The sequence below is a fragment of the Chitinimonas sp. BJB300 genome (assembly GCF_002735695.1).
Lineage (GTDB): Bacteria > Pseudomonadota > Gammaproteobacteria > Burkholderiales > Chitinimonadaceae > Chitinimonas.
In genome coordinates this window covers 1-14,889 of sequence record NZ_PDZH01000102.1, presented here as the reverse complement: position 1 = coordinate 14,889, position 14,889 = coordinate 1, and the positions used below count along the sequence as shown (strand labels likewise).

The 14,889-nt window shown below is 49.2% G+C and carries 9 protein-coding genes; 1 reads left to right on the top strand and 8 read right to left on the bottom strand.

Translation table 11 applies throughout. From position 1 onward, the window contains the following. Window positions 1-120: 120 nt before the first annotated feature. The 3 genes from CSQ89_RS15840 to CSQ89_RS22135 all read right to left on the bottom strand — a co-directional run bounded on the left by CSQ89_RS15840 (window position 121) and on the right by CSQ89_RS22135 (window position 7,498). Window positions 121-2,121 carry a reprolysin-like metallopeptidase gene (locus CSQ89_RS15840; RefSeq protein ID WP_099407091.1) on the bottom strand — a complete coding sequence of 667 codons (2,001 nt, stop codon included), beginning with the start codon at window positions 2,119-2,121 and terminating at the stop codon, window positions 121-123. 282 nt (window positions 2,122-2,403) lie between these two features. Further along, on the bottom strand, window positions 2,404-4,644 hold the full coding sequence (locus CSQ89_RS15835; RefSeq protein WP_158229015.1) for a zinc-dependent metalloprotease family protein: 2,241 nt from the start codon (window positions 4,642-4,644) through the stop codon (window positions 2,404-2,406). A 550-nt stretch (window positions 4,645-5,194) separates the two neighbouring features. Then, window positions 5,195-7,498 carry a zinc-dependent metalloprotease family protein gene (locus CSQ89_RS22135; RefSeq protein ID WP_158229014.1) on the bottom strand — a complete coding sequence of 768 codons (2,304 nt, stop codon included), beginning with the start codon at window positions 7,496-7,498 and terminating at the stop codon, window positions 5,195-5,197. A gap of 1,063 nt (window positions 7,499-8,561) precedes the next feature. Between CSQ89_RS22135 and ilvD the strand changes: the two genes are divergently transcribed. Continuing rightward, complete coding sequence (gene ilvD, locus CSQ89_RS15820; protein ID WP_099407088.1) at window positions 8,562-10,412, top strand: dihydroxy-acid dehydratase; 1,851 nt, start codon at window positions 8,562-8,564, stop codon at window positions 10,410-10,412. A 58-nt stretch (window positions 10,413-10,470) separates the two neighbouring features. On the opposite strand, the gene CSQ89_RS15815 is transcribed toward ilvD, so the two are convergent. The 5 genes from CSQ89_RS15815 to CSQ89_RS15795 form a co-directional block, all read right to left on the bottom strand. After that, window positions 10,471-10,929, bottom strand: coding sequence for a ricin-type beta-trefoil lectin domain protein (locus CSQ89_RS15815; RefSeq protein ID WP_143747080.1), 459 nt, complete (start codon window positions 10,927-10,929; stop codon window positions 10,471-10,473). Between the two features lie 73 nt (window positions 10,930-11,002). Then, window positions 11,003-12,151 carry a M12 family metallopeptidase gene (locus tag CSQ89_RS15810; RefSeq protein ID WP_099407086.1) on the bottom strand — a complete coding sequence of 383 codons (1,149 nt, stop codon included), beginning with the start codon at window positions 12,149-12,151 and terminating at the stop codon, window positions 11,003-11,005. Window positions 12,152-12,650: 499 nt separating this feature from the next. Next, window positions 12,651-13,538, bottom strand: coding sequence for a class A beta-lactamase (bla, locus tag CSQ89_RS15805; protein ID WP_099407085.1), 888 nt, complete (start codon window positions 13,536-13,538; stop codon window positions 12,651-12,653). A 390-nt stretch (window positions 13,539-13,928) separates the two neighbouring features. Continuing rightward, the gene (locus tag CSQ89_RS15800; protein ID WP_099407084.1) at window positions 13,929-14,120 is read right to left on the bottom strand and encodes a hypothetical protein; all 192 of its coding nucleotides are present in this window, start codon (window positions 14,118-14,120) and stop codon (window positions 13,929-13,931) included. Between the two features lie 336 nt (window positions 14,121-14,456). Further along, window positions 14,457-14,783: a hypothetical protein gene (locus tag CSQ89_RS15795; RefSeq protein WP_099407083.1), complete on the bottom strand. Its 327-nt coding sequence runs from the start codon at window positions 14,781-14,783 to the stop codon at window positions 14,457-14,459. Between the last annotated feature and the right edge of the window lie 106 nt (window positions 14,784-14,889).

The following is a 14,889-nucleotide window of genomic DNA, read 5'->3' as shown; positions in this document are numbered from 1 at the left end:
TGAATGCCTGAGCATCAAGACGCAGAAGAACCCATTCGCACTTTGCCGCAAGTTACTGATCAACGCCTCTCGCGCGGCTTATGATCAGTTACAGCTGCTTCTCGCAGCTACTGCGTAACATCAGTTAGGTAATTCATTGCCATTTTGCAATGCGACCATCGTATAGGTCTTGCCTCCAAATTGCACCTGTCCACCATTTGGGTAATTATGAATCGAATCAAATGTTCCCTGGTTTGTACTTCCACCACCAGTGCTAACACTTGATACCGAAACACTCACCCAAGTTGTCGAAGTTTTACTGGGGTCAGCGGCATCTTTGATGGTGTAACCCATCCACACGGTACCGGGCCCCGTCGCATTAATCGTTTCTTGCCAGGATTGCTGTGCACCGGTCAGCCGCCAAGCATTCCAATGCCCCACTTTGGGTTGGGCAACATTGGGGTTCTGGGAAATGATATCCATCGTATATTGCCTACCTTGTACCCCTACTGCGGTAAGCGTTATCGTCTTACTGCTATTTTGCGGAATAGACACGACTAACTGCTTCTGACTGTTAACCAACAAGGTTGGTGTAATGACGGCAGGTATAGGTGTCGGGGTTGGTGTCGGCGTAGGGGTGGGTATAGGCGTCGGCTTAGGGGTAGGCGTTGGCGTTGGCGTTGGCGTTGGCGTTGGCGTTGGCGTTGGCGTTGGCGTTGGCGTTGGCGTTGGCGTTGGCTTGGTACCCGTTCCTGTCCCTGTTGTTCCGCCCGTCCCATCCGCTTTCGGCAGGTAATTCGCGACAAGCCGTCGAGTTATATTAATTGATCTTGCTGTATCGGATGCAGTCTTTGGGTCCTCCCCACCTACATAGCAGGTTGCACCATTCGCACACTTTAAATTCGGGTTGGAGAACAACTTGGCTGCATTCGTCAAGGCGTAGCTCATAATATCGCCATAGTCGCCGTCAGCTGTTATAAAACCAAAAGAATAAGGATGTATACCTTTCACACCTGCATTACCCCCCCCCGCCATCGTTATTCGGTCATGGAATTGGCCGAAAACATGACCCAATTCATGTGCCAAAACCTCATCCGGACAATACCTAGCTTGATCAGTACCAGCGCCAGAAACACCATTCGAGACAATTGTAAACCCCTTATCTGGCTTGAATAACCTCAGATCCGGCATTACCCATGCACCGCCACAGCCATTCTCTCCCTTCCCAAAGGGGAATTGTAAAACAATCACTAAATCCGCACCGGCCTGTGCTCGTGCACGGGCAATGTCAGACTTTTCATCTTCCAATAGTGTATGTAATAATTCCAACCCCGCATCATTAACGTGAAGATCTTCTCTATCAACCTCCAGGGACTTAACTAGACGAAGCTTGGCTTGAATCCCGCTATCTTTGAAAATTTGATTGGTGTAGTTAATCAAGTAATTAATCGTACGATCACGTGCGCCAGTACTATTTCCCTCTTCAAATGTACGGGTATATAGCTTTGAGTAAACTATCATCACATCAATTTCAGACTCCCCCGTATCCGGCGGTATAGGTATATCCTGTACCATCATTGCTTCACTTTTTACATCCTGATCCTTTTCTGTCTTAGGTGGACGGAAGATATCATTTGAGCCCCATCTTTTATTTTCAAACTTACTAACCGTAAGTCCCTTATTAGTACTATCAATTACATATCTCCCCAAGCTGGAGTCAATTTCGCCTTTGATACCTTTACCAAGCAAGCCTATTGTCAAATGTGCCTTAGCAAAGGTGCCAAAATCAGCAATCGACCCATCAAGGCTAATGCTGAGATCTGGATTGACGATCACTCTTTCAATTTTCATATAACCTGGCTTTGGCCAACCCGGCAATGGTATCTTCAACTCAGAACCTGGAACAAGCTTCAAAAGTGCAGCCAAATTAGGAATACCAGTTATCTGATTTTTAGTTTCCTGTTTCTTATAAGCCGCAGCAGGCTTATTCTCTGCCGCTGTATTCACAGATTGAGCCGGTGAATCAGCAAACAACTCAGTTGCCTGTGGTGCTGTACTTGCCTGAGAATGTATTTGAGCCAAAAGAATTGATATTAAGGCCATCGGATTGGATCGCATAAAGTATTCCTTCTTAAAAGGCATTATTCAGAATTCCAAATCCCTGCAAGGCGCCTTAATACACAACAGATCAATAATCCTAAAAAATGGCCATAGAAGCGGCCATCTCTTTAGTCCGGCAGGTATCTCCTTATTCCTTAGAACAAAAAAACCTGTTTAGCCAGGTACCTTACCCTCCGGAACCATCAACCCAGGTACCTGTTCAATGATTAATGCCTTATTCAGGTCGGTAACCAAACGTCGAGAATCACCATCAATCTGGCAGCCTGTACAAAGCTGCCAGATTAGTTCTCAACTTTTTCACTACTATTGCACCGCCCAATAAGCAGAATAGCCGTCTTCCAAAATAGCGGGATTCTCACGTGTACATTGCTGAGGCATACAGCTACTGCCTCTCATAAAGTAGGTTTGGTCGGGCAGTTGCTTACCCTTCAGCAACACGATCAATGTGAAGGTTTTACCACCCAGATCGAGCCTCTGCCCATTCGAATAAATACGACTTGCATCATAGGTAGTCTGGTTCGAGCCACCACTATCAGTTCCGCTACCATTACTTGTTCCAGTTCCTCCTTTGTATGTGGTCCAGTACGCAACGACTCGGCTATCGGACAGCTTGCAGCTCTTTTGCGGTGCGCACTCCCTTCCTGAAATCGCTCTCGTTTTCGATTCCAAGCCATCTACCAACACAACAAAAACATAGGTCTTGCCTTCGAATTGACGCAGGTCACCACTTACATAGCTCTGATTTGGATCAAACGTATTCTGGCTAGTACCACCGCCCCCCGTCCCCGAACCGATGCCAGTCACCATAACACTTACCCAAGTTGTCGAAGTTTTACTGGGGTCGGCGACATCTTTGATGGTGTAGCCTATCCATACGGTACCGGGCCCCGTCGCATTAATCGTTTCTTGCCAGGATTGCTGTGCACCGGTCAGCCGCCAAGCATTCCAATGTCTCACTTGAGGTTGGGCAACATTGGGATTCTGGGAAACGATGTCCATCGTATATTGCCTACCTTGTGCTCCTACTGCGGTAAGCATAATCGTCTTACTGCTATTTTGCGGAATAGACACGACTAACTGCTTCTGACTGTTAACCAACAAGGTTGGTGTAATGACAGCAGGTATAGGCGTCGGTGTGGGCGTTGGCCTAGGTGTCGGCGTGGGTGTAGGAATCGGCGTCGGGGTAGGAGTTGGTATAGGCGTAGGCGTAGGCGTAGGCGTAGGCGTAGGCGTAGGCGTAGGCTTGGTGCCCGTTCCTGTCCCCGTTGTTCCCCCCGTTCCATCTGCTTTCGGCATGTAATTAGCGACAAGCAATCGGGTTTGGTTTATCGATCTTGCAGAATCCGATGATTTGCTAGGGTCATCTCCCTCTACATAACAAACTGTACCATTCGTACACTTTAGACTTGGGTTAGAGAAGAAATTAACCTTATTCCGTGCATAGCTCATTACATCGCCATACAGACTATCTGAAGTCCCATACCCTACACTATATGGATGTACGCCTGCGCCACCACCATGGGGCCTATCATGCTGCTGACCTAAAACATGGCCTAATTCATGTGCCATCGTCTCATCCGAACAATAAGAAGAATCCTTTCCAAATCCATCCGAGACAATTGCAAATCCACTATTTGGATTGAATTGGCTCAACGACCCTGGCGCCCACGCACCACCGCAACCTTTCTCTACCTCTCTGCCAACTGGAGGCTGCAAAAATATCACCACATCAGCCCCATACTGTTTTCGCATTTTAGCAATATCAGAGTTGCTATCTTTCAAGATAGAGTTGAACAAATCTAAACCAGGAGTATTAACATGTAGATCATCTCTATTAACCTCCATAGATTTAACTAAGCGAAATTTGGTATGAGTTCCACTATCGTTGAAAATTTGATTAGTGCGATTAATCAAAGCGGCAACACGTGTTTCTGGCTGGCCTTTTTGCGCATCTGTAAATCTTTTTGGATAAATCACCATCACATCAATTTCGGAATCGCCTTGTGCTTGAAGTGCGTCCATCGCGATCATCGCCTCACTTTCTAAACCCTGGCTTTTCTCTGACTTGGGCGCAACGAAAGTATCATCAGCAGCCCAATTACTACTTTCCAACTTACTAACTGTAAGCCCTTTTATGCTGCCACTAATCAAGTAATGCCCAAGTGTAGAATCAATCCCCCCTGTAATATTTTTACCAAACAAACCAATCGTCAAATGCGCCTTAGCGTAGGAACCAAAATCAACAATAGAACCACCCAAAGTCATACTGAGATCTGGATTAATAATAACCTTATCAATTTTCATTACGCCTGGTTTCGGCCAACCAGGTAATGGTAACGTGATATCTGAGCCTGGTATAAGCTTTAACAATGCCACCAAATTGGGTATACCCGTCACCTCTTTCTTGGTCACTTGTTTCTTAAAGGCAGCTTGTGGCATATCTGCAGCAGCATTGCCAACTTGAGACGGAGAATCGGCAAATAACTCGGTCGCAGCACTAGCATGGATAGACAGCTGCGTCAGGATAATAGATATCAGGACCATTGAGCTTGACCGCATAACACACCTCTTCTGCGCAAAAGTTATTTACCAAAATCCAATAGAAAATCTATTTAATTGCAAGTAATTTAATTAAGCAAAGAAGAGGATAATCTCTATCTATACAAGACAAAATGCCTCATCACTCGCATGCTCCATTTAATCTATACCGCTCACCGGCAATTTCAATAAAATGGCATCCCGTTTGGAAGAAACTAGGAAATAAGAGATGAATGGACAGACGAAGGGCAGACCCTAAGACCAGGATCTACAACACACGGTGAAGATGTTGAGGAAGGGGGAGTTGCGAAATGCCGAAGTAGTGACCATCAGTAATCAAGGTGCATCTGACAGCCCCAGCTAATTGGGACTGTCAGGCTCAACCCTTGAGACCAGTTCACAATCAGCAGTGAACTGGTCGGTACAACCAAGCTATTGCATTAGCCACTAAGCAGTGGCGCTATCTTCCAAAGTGGTGGGATTCCCACGTCCACACTGTAGGGAAAAAGCTTTTCTCCGGAGGAATTACTCACCACTTGGATAGATACGACTTGAATCAATAGGCTGCCTGGCTTTCGCTGGCGCTATCCAACCCCGCGTCGGCTCCTGCTTTTTGCGTGGTCCAATACGCAACGATCCTGCCGTCATACGACCGATAGTGCTTATCCGGCGAGGATACCTGACCCGATATCGGGAAGTTCTTCGACATCGAACCAGTTACCCATTCACCATTCACCACAACCACAAAGGTATAAGTCTTGCCCTGGAGTTGACGTTGATCACCGCTGACGTACATCTGAGTCGGGTCAAACTCATTTTGGCCTGAACCACTGCCAGCAGAGCCAGTACTAGTCTCTAATTTTTGCGTGGTCCAATAGGCAACAAACCTGCCATCTTGCGACTTATAGTGCTTATGCGGTGCAGACACTTGACCCGAGAATGGGAAGTTCTTCGACATAGGCCCGGTTACCCATTCGCCATTTACCCTGACAACAAAGGTATAAGTCTTGCCTTGGAACTGACGCTGATCACCACTGACGTAGCTCTGATTTGGATCAAACTCATTTTGGCTTGTACCGCCGCCACCCGCGCCAGTGCCAGTGCCAGTGCCAGTGCCAGTGCCAGTGCCAGTGCCAGTGCCAGTGCCAGTGCCAGTGCCAGCATTCGTCACTTTTACATTCACCCAAATTGTCGTGGACTTGCTTGGATCCAAAACATCTTTAATGGTGTAGCTAATCTTCGCATTGCCGGGGAAGCCGACGGCACTGATCGTTTCTTGCCAGGACTGTTTCGACCCCTTCAGAGACCATGCATTCCAATGCGCCACTTTCGGCTGAACGACGTAGGGATGATGGGTGATGATGTCCATCGTATATTGCCGACCTTGTACTCCGCCAGCAGTCAGCGTAATGGTCTTGCTACTGTTCTGTGGCATCGAAATCGTCAGCTGCTGCTGGCTATCTGCTACCAAGGTTGGGACAACTGCACCACCAGTCGGTTTAGTACCCGTACCAGTTGTTCCACCACCAGTCTTCGTACCTGTGCCACCACTGCCAGTCTTAGTGCCTGTACCGCCGCCTTCCGTAGGCTTGGTGCCAGTACCGGTGCTGTCTACCTTAGGCATATAGTTAGCGACCAGCAATCGGGTTTGATTTATCGATCTTACAGAATCAGATGCTGTCTTAGGGTCATCGCCCCCTACATAACAAGCAGTACCGTTTGTACACTTCAGACTAGGGTTAGAAAACAAACGAACCTTATTCCTTGAGTAGCTCATTACGTCGCCATACAGACCATCAGTACTACCGTACCCGGCGCTATATGGATGTACACCTGCGCCGCCACCATGTGGCCGATCATGCTGCTGACCTAAAACATGGCCTAGTTCATGCGCCATGGTGTCATCACTGCAACCCAATTTAGTTCCCAGCATCGGTCCATCTGAAACAATTGCAAATCCATTATCAGGATTGAATTGACTCAATGAACTGTGCTGCCTTGCTGCACCACAGCCGTTCTCTGCTGCATTAAAAGGGGGCTGCACAAACACCACCAAATCTGCCCCATATTGCTTCCGTACTTTAGCAATGTCAGAGGTGCTATCTTTCAAGATAGTGTTAAATCGATTCACACCATCTTCATCAACATGCAAGTCATCTCTATTAACCTCCATAGACTTAACCAAGCGAAACCGGGTATGAGTTCCGCTATCGCTGAAGATTTGATTAGTACGGTTAATTAAAGCAGCGACACGAGTATCTGGCTGGCCTCTTTCCCTAACAGTAAATCGTTTTGGGTAAATTACCATCACATCAATTTCAGACTCTGAATCTGCTGCCACAGCATCCATTGTAACCCTGGCTTGGCTTTCAACTCCTTCACTCTTACTGAGGTTAGGTGCAGCGAAAGTATCATCCATATTTGGAATCCAATCACTATGTTCCATACGAGCGATTGTGAGTCCCTTTATACTGCCACTAATAGTGTATTGACCTATGCTGGAATCAATACCACCAGTAATGTTTTTCCCAAACAAACCAATCGTTAAATGCGCTTTGGCATATGAACCGAAATCAGTAATTGAACCACCTAAGGTTACGCTCAGGTCAGGATTGAGGATGACCTTTTCAATCTTCATCAGGCCTGGTTTTGGCCAGCCGGGTAAAGGAAGCTTTATTTCTGATCCTGGTATTAGTTTCAATAATTCAGCCAGATTAGGTATGCCCGTCACTTGTTTTCCAGTCACCTGCTTCTTATAAGCAGCAATGGGGACATCTAAATTTACCTGATCCCCCATTTGCGATGGCGAGTCAGCAAATAGCTCTGTCGCAGCACTTGCATGCAAGGGAAATTGTGCCAAGAGGCATGAAAGTAAGACTATCGAAGTTGACCGCATAATCAAAATCCTTTTACCTAAAAATCTGTTAACGAACCTGTTATTGAAAAAAACCTAAGGAGCCATAAAACGACAAACTCACTGAATAAGAGAACTGAAAACTCTGCTGATGGACCTCAATCTCTCTTACTTCGCCACCACTTTCACAACCTGGACAAACGTTCAATCCAGCAATCCCAATCAACGCTTTATTGCAATACCTCTCTCATACAAACAGCGACTGGTAACAGAACTGGTTAGAAACACTCGCCACATCTCATTCAAGGTGTTTGGCTGATACAACCTGCACAGAACAAACCGCCCAGTTCACGCTCTGTGTCTGAAAGGTTGACCCAACTTAGTAGCGCCCTTCACTTATGACAATGAAATATGACAATGGTTTATCCAGTAAAGCGACAAGTCGATCAACTGTACTTTTCACGGTCGGGAAAACCAGCGGAATCAGGCAAGTAACGCAAAGTGGAATGAACTACAGGCTGGCTACGGGTTTTCACCCATCCAGCAGATGGTGAGCCTAGATGATAAGTCCAGCGTAAAATCAGATGAACGGAAGGCTCATCAAGGGCTCATGACGTTGGAATTTAAGGAAAAGTGAGGGAAAACACAGTGCAGAAACTGGAATGTGTTTGGCTAAAAGAGGCTGCAACACGTTTTAGCGCCTGTTCGAAGTCCTATGAGAACTTTCGAGCAACACACGAGCTCTGACCATGTCTGCACAGTAAGATCATCAATAGGTTCCTAATGCCTCACCCCCACGAAAAAACGTGGCATCAGTCCGTCTAACATCGCGCTGCAACAGCCATAGGGATTTCCGTTGTTAGCAACTTGGCGGGAAAAAGGTTAAGGCACATTTTTCACGCTACAATCGGTCGTCAAGACGCGTGAAATGCAGCGCCAATACCCAGGCGCGGTTCGTTACCCTGCAACCACCTCCGCTTGTTACGATCCCGTTTCCACCCGTACCGCCGGGCCGTCAATCCAAAGATTAACGATTTTGCGCTCCCCGATCGCGCCAAGGATTCACTCCATGCCCGTCTACCGCTCGCACACCACCACTCACGGCCGTAATATGGCTGGCGCCCGCGCCCTTTGGCGCGCTACCGGCATGAAAGATGGTGACTTCGACAAGCCCATCATTGCCGTGTGCAATTCATTTACTCAGTTTGTTCCAGGCCATGTACATCTACAAAACCTCGGCCAGCTTGTAGCACGCGAAATAGAACGTGCTGGCGGCGTGGCCAAGGAGTTCAACACCATCGCGGTAGATGACGGTATTGCCATGGGGCATGGCGGGATGTTGTACAGCCTGCCCAGCCGTGATCTGATCGCCGACTCGGTGGAATATATGGCCAATGCGCATTGTGCTGATGCCCTGGTGTGTATCTCGAATTGCGACAAAATCACCCCCGGCATGTTGATGGCCGCGTTAAGGCTGAATATTCCGGTGGTTTTTGTTTCAGGCGGGCCAATGGAAGCAGGTAAGGTCAACTGGCACGGAGAAGCTCGCAAACTAGATCTTGTCGATGCCATGGTAGAAGCAGCAAACGATAAGGTAAGCGACGAAGAAGTTGCAGCAGTGGAACGCAGCGCGTGCCCCACCTGTGGCTCTTGTTCCGGTATGTTCACGGCCAACTCCATGAACTGCCTGACCGAAGCCTTGGGACTATCGCTGCCCGGCAATGGCTCGACACTAGCCACTCATGCCGACCGCAAGGAGCTGTTCCTCAAAGCAGGCCGGCTCATTGTGGAGCTCACCAAACGCCACTACGAACAAGATGACTACAGCGTACTACCACGCTCGATCGCCACGGTTAAAGCCTTCGAAAACGCGATGAGCCTAGATGTCGCCATGGGGGGCTCGACCAATACGGTGCTCCATTTACTGGCGGCTGCCCATGAAGCTGGGGTTGACTTCAAAATGGTGGACATCGACCGTATTTCGCGCCGTGTTCCCTGCCTCGCCAAGGTCGCGCCTGCCACTCAGAAATACCATATGGAAGATGTCCATCGGGCCGGCGGTGTATTTGCCATCTTGGCGGAATTGGACCGGGCAGGCCTCATTCACCGCGATATACCCACCGTCCACAGCCCCAGCATGGGCACAGCTATTGAGACCTGGGACGTCCTCCGCCAAACAGCCGACTCCGATAAACATAAGTTCTACCGTGCTGCACCAGGGGGCGTACCCACGACCATCGCCTTTTCGCAATCGATGCGCTACCCCGATCTCGATCTGGACCGCGTCAATGGCTGCATTCGATCAAAGGAAAATGCTTATTCACAAGACGGCGGCTTGGCGGTGCTTTATGGCAATATCGCTGAACGTGGTTGTATTGTTAAAACTGCGGGTGTCGATGAATCAATCCTGGTCTTCAGCGGACGAGTCCGTATCTTCGAAAGCCAGGATGACGCCGTCACCGCCATTCTTGCTGACAAGATCGTTGCTGGCGACTTGGTTCTAATCCGCTATGAAGGCCCCAAAGGTGGGCCCGGCATGCAAGAAATGCTCTATCCCACGTCTTACTTGAAGTCTAAAGGACTGGGTAAAGCCTGCGCCCTGCTGACCGATGGCCGTTTCTCGGGTGGCACATCAGGCCTCTCCATTGGCCATGTCTCTCCTGAAGCTGCAGAAGGTGGTGCTATCGGTCTTGCAGAAGAAGGCGACATCATCGAAATCGATATTCCCAATCGCCGCATTCAGCTCAAAGTATCAGACGACGAACTCGCTCAACGCCGTACCAAGATGGACACGCTGGGCACCTTGGCTTGGAAGCCCACCAACCGACAACGCGTAGTATCCCCCGCACTACGCGCCTATGCCGCAATGACTACCAGTGCAGACACCGGAGCGGTACGTGATGTAAGCCAAATAGAGTAACCCACTAGCAGGAGCAGCAGACGAACTACCGCGACTGCCCCTGCTATTCACGGCTTACTCAATACCAAACCCATTGCTGCCAGAGCACCGGCTTATTTTCTATGGGGAACAGCGCTGCCCCCTCACCCGCCGTATGAGTCAATGCCGACCGAGGATAAGCGGAATTGATCAACTTACCGCCATCGTAGCGCCATTGTGTAGCAGCTGAAGGTATGCCCGCCCCGCACCCTAAGGTTGTGTTGAGATTAGCGATACCTGCCGCACTATTGGTAACCGGTTCCGTTAATGCAAGGCAATGAACTTCAGCCATACTGGTTACGCGTCCATTTGCGTCCTGCCGCCACAACTGCAATGGCTTCCTGGCGTCACAAGGCGCCAGATCTACCGACATCTGCAACTCATCTTGTGCTGCATAGGCTGCTTCTTCATCTATCTCAGCAGGATATTGCTCTGCGTAGATAGGAAGCCGACGCGCTTCCAGACATTGTTTTTGTTCACTCCCAATTGGCTTCCACAACGAAACTAATTGACGAAACGACCGTGTCAAACATTGCGGCTTTACGATGCTATTAATCCGGCAATCAAACAGATCATAAACTTGCACCGGATAATATTTGCAAGCAACTGATTTTAAATGGCATTTCAGGATGTTGTGCGCCCTGTTTAATTGCCGCCTTAATAACGCGAAATATAGCCACACCGGTTTTACCATCTGCAGTACGAAAATGGAAAAACACTCGATTCAGTCGCTTCTTGGCCTTACTGTCAAACTGGGTCGTCGCCCCAGATTGGGCTCGAACTTTGAGCGTAAATTTATTGTTACCCTCGCTGTCGGCAGTAACCGAGATGAGTGGGTTCTCACTTTCAATGCGAGGAAGTCCGACAAGCTGTGTATTGGGAAAAACCTGCAACTGGACTTCCCCTAAGGCATTTTCCGCCAGCACTAGCTCATGCTTGCTGAGCACCACGCGTAAGTTATTGTCGGTGAGTGGAGGACCAGCATTGATGGGTGCGCCGCCATAAAGCGCATCCAGCCCGGCGATGTCGCCTGCCGAAAGCGTATTGCGTGGCTCCGCACGCATCGTGTCCGTAGGATTGCGTAACGAAATACCTGCCTCGGCGCCGTATTGCATTACCGAATCCAGGTCATAAGCACCAATATTCAGACTGGATTCGGCAGAGCCGTATTGGCTGGAATGGCTAGGCTGAATGGTGTGGCAAACATCGTTGGAAACAGCAGGATCAGAAATAGGCTGGACATTCACGTATTGATCGCGATCAGAACGTTGATGCTCATGCGCTAACCCCGCAGCATGCATCAGCTCATGCAACGCAGTACCTTTGGTCTGGCAACTGGGGGTGAGTATAAGATCCTGAGGCCCACCCTCCTTGCCTATGAATGAATGGCAGTCTCGTTCCCCATAGAAGCCCGGAGGATACTCAGCCAATGGATCAGAAGGGGTATCTGCCAGATAAACATAATCCGCCTCATTCGTTCGCTTTACAAAACGAATGGCGCTGTTTTTGGAAATTTCTGCAGCAGCCTCAAGTAATACCTTCCGGGCCTTGGGTGATGCATTGGTCAATAAGTAGGGAATCGTACGATTTGGCCAGCGCACAACATCGGGGGTTGTTACAGCGCGCTTGCCTCGCTTGGATTCGGTAATGCCATTACCACGGTCTCTGATCAATTCAGCATTTCGCGATTGCGAATCCGCCGCCTCAACAACCCCAACCATGAGAATTGGCAAACAATAAATGATTAAGTGGCATCGCCACTTTGCTAAAAAACGGGTACATGCTGCTTATCCTTTGCACCTTCAAAACAGTTTTCTCTGCATTCCAGAACGACAGGTGTCTTGATTCCTGTCTTAAGAACCTGTTTACAATCTGTCACGAGCAGCTGTCAGGAGGAATGAAGCGCAACTCAGAAATCGGAATGTACTGGGGTACATGCGGTTGCGAACTTCTTGGCGTATAGCGCAGTCGCGGTTCGGCGCCCCCTTTGCGGGGGCTTTTGAGCAGCACATGAGTCCTGATTACGGCGGCCCAGTAAGATCGTAAACAGGTTCTAAAGACAGGTGGGGCTTCTACTGGTTCACTACGCCAATAGTCGCCATTAAACAAAGGATGTTTTTTAAGGAATGGGGAAGGCGTATTTCAGCATCATTTTGCTATCTGGAACCTGCTCCTGTAATTCAACCTACTTGCTACAGACAGTGAACAGGTTTCGCGCTACTAGCCGAGCCAATCAACCAAAATCCGGGCTGCGGATGCGATAACGTCATTCCGAGCCTGCGCATCTTCTTTATCTTGCGTAGTGTAAATCGCGATGACGACAGGCTTACGTTGTGGCGGCCACACAAACGCAATATCATTGGCTGTGCCATATGAGCCAGTACCTGTCTTATCCCCAATTTTCCAATCTGCCGGTATACTCGCCTTGATACGGGCGGCACCCGTCGTATTGCCATACAACCAGTCCCGTAACTGCTCGCACTGTTCCCGCGCCAAGGCGTCACCAAGCACTAGGCGCTGCAAACTGCGTCCCATCGCTTCGGGCGTAGATGTGTCGCGAGGATCGCCGGGAATAGCAGTATTGAGGGCCGTCTCCCAGCGATCAAGACGAAATTTAGTATCTCCAATGGACCGTGCAAACGCGGTAATCGCATCAGGGCCACCCAGTGTTTTGATTAACAGATTGGCGGCAGTGTTATCACTGTATTGAATTGCAGCGGCACAAAGTTCGGCGATTGTCATGCCATCAGCCACATGCTTCTCTGTGATCGGGGAATAGTTCACCAGATCACTTTGGCTGTAATTGATGCGTTGCTGCATCAACCCTGCCACATCCCCACTCTTGTTAAGAATGGCAGAGGCAGCAAGGACTTTGAAGGTACTGCAAAAAGGGAAGCGCTCATCAGCGCGATAGCTAAGCACCGCCCCATTCGCTGCGTCGACCGCAAATACGCCAAGACGACCACCGAAGTCACTTTCAAGCTTTTGTAGTCGTGCCTTCGTCGACAAGGCACTCTGCTTTCCCGTAGGCATGGAGACACAGGCAGTCGCAAACGGGATTGCGGCGGCCGCCAACAAAAATGTCCGGCGTTTTAATAGATAGTCCATTGGGTTCAATCACATATCTGGTGTGGATTGTCGGAACCACAAGTGTACTCTGCCCCCCCAGTTGCTTCCGCCCAGCACAGCGTATCGCCTGTCTCCTGGCACCTAGCGTGGACGAGAACTCTGGTGCAGTTGAACCGGTTTTTTTATTGCTATCCCTTTATCGCTACCTCTATCGTCCGCATTCTCCCTCCAACGGGCAGAAGATGGTACACATGCATTCAAAGCCATGCGCAGTAGCAATCAACGAGGCAAGCTAGGATTGGATAACGCTGAAGAAATACCGCGGCACAGCCCGAACCCAAAGCAGGACGAAGGCTGGCTTAATTGAACAAAAAAGCTGGGGGCGAAGAAACGTTTGAAACGCGCCACATTCCGCCCCACGACAAATGCTTAGGGTCTTATCAGGTTGACCACGGCAGCAGACTGCCGTCTACTGGCTGCAGCCCATAGCCAATAATCCTCTTCCGGATCATCTTCTACCTCTATATTTACTTCTATCGCCAACGCACGTGACGTATTGGCGGGCGCAGTACTATTCCCAATGGTTGCTGAATCAATATCAATCGTATTAGGTGCTTGCATAAGTCTCTCCGGTTGTCTTGAACCTAGCCTAGCAAGGAGTCTATATGGGCAGGTCAATATTAGTTAACACTGATTAATAAAAAGTTCCACTGCCTACTACATCTTCCCTTGGCTTATTTCGTCACTTCACAAGCCCTACCAACAACTGATGTCTAGAATCCGCACGGCAAGATAAAGCCTACCTGCTTGCTCGTGACGCCCGCCACCCAATCCAAGTTTGCTATCGGTTAGTTCTACAGCCACAGTCCTAGCACTTACTTATTCAGAATCGAAGCCTTCCCGGTGACTTTTGTACCCACCTATCTACCCTGCAGGTAAACGAGGCTGTTGACCGGGTCAGTTATCGGAGCTGAACACGGCGCGGATAGCACCGCGCTGAGACAGCTTGGTGATAGCCCGATTGAGGGCCGGCAGGTACTGCTTAAGCGGAAATTTGCGCGCCACACCAATGTGCGTCCAGTCAATCGACAGGGGCTGGGGTAGCACAGCCCACTGCCCAAGGTCGCTATAGCGGCTATTTAACATGGTTTCGAACTCAGTAACCGTCTCAGATAAGCTCGCCATCAAGACCGCATCTACTCGCCCCCGACCCAGCATGGACAAACGTGCAGCTCGTGTACCGGCTTCTTCTTCCACCTTAAATACTGATGTTACGCAGTGCATACGATAACCTGTCGCCATGAAGAACAAAGAACTCGATTTGTACACCGACTATTTGCTGAGCACGTTTGGTGCGGCGACAGCAACGGGCTTGTCGGCGATGGTAGGT

Excerpts from the sequence above, each read along its gene's own strand:
- CSQ89_RS15840 (WP_099407091.1), bottom strand. The coding sequence starts at position 2,121 with ATGCCTTTTAAGAAGGAATACTTTATGCGATCCAATCCGATGGCCTTA.
- CSQ89_RS15835 (WP_158229015.1), bottom strand. The coding sequence starts at position 4,644 with ATGGTCCTGATATCTATTATCCTGACGCAGCTGTCTATCCATGCTAGT.
- ilvD (WP_099407088.1), top strand. The coding sequence starts at position 8,562 with ATGCCCGTCTACCGCTCGCACACCACCACTCACGGCCGTAATATGGCT.
- CSQ89_RS15810 (WP_099407086.1), bottom strand. The coding sequence starts at position 12,151 with ATGGTTGGGGTTGTTGAGGCGGCGGATTCGCAATCGCGAAATGCTGAA.
- bla (WP_099407085.1), bottom strand. The coding sequence starts at position 13,538 with ATGGACTATCTATTAAAACGCCGGACATTTTTGTTGGCGGCCGCCGCA.
- CSQ89_RS15800 (WP_099407084.1), bottom strand. The coding sequence starts at position 14,120 with ATGCAAGCACCTAATACGATTGATATTGATTCAGCAACCATTGGGAAT.
- CSQ89_RS15795 (WP_099407083.1), bottom strand. The coding sequence starts at position 14,783 with ATGCACTGCGTAACATCAGTATTTAAGGTGGAAGAAGAAGCCGGTACA.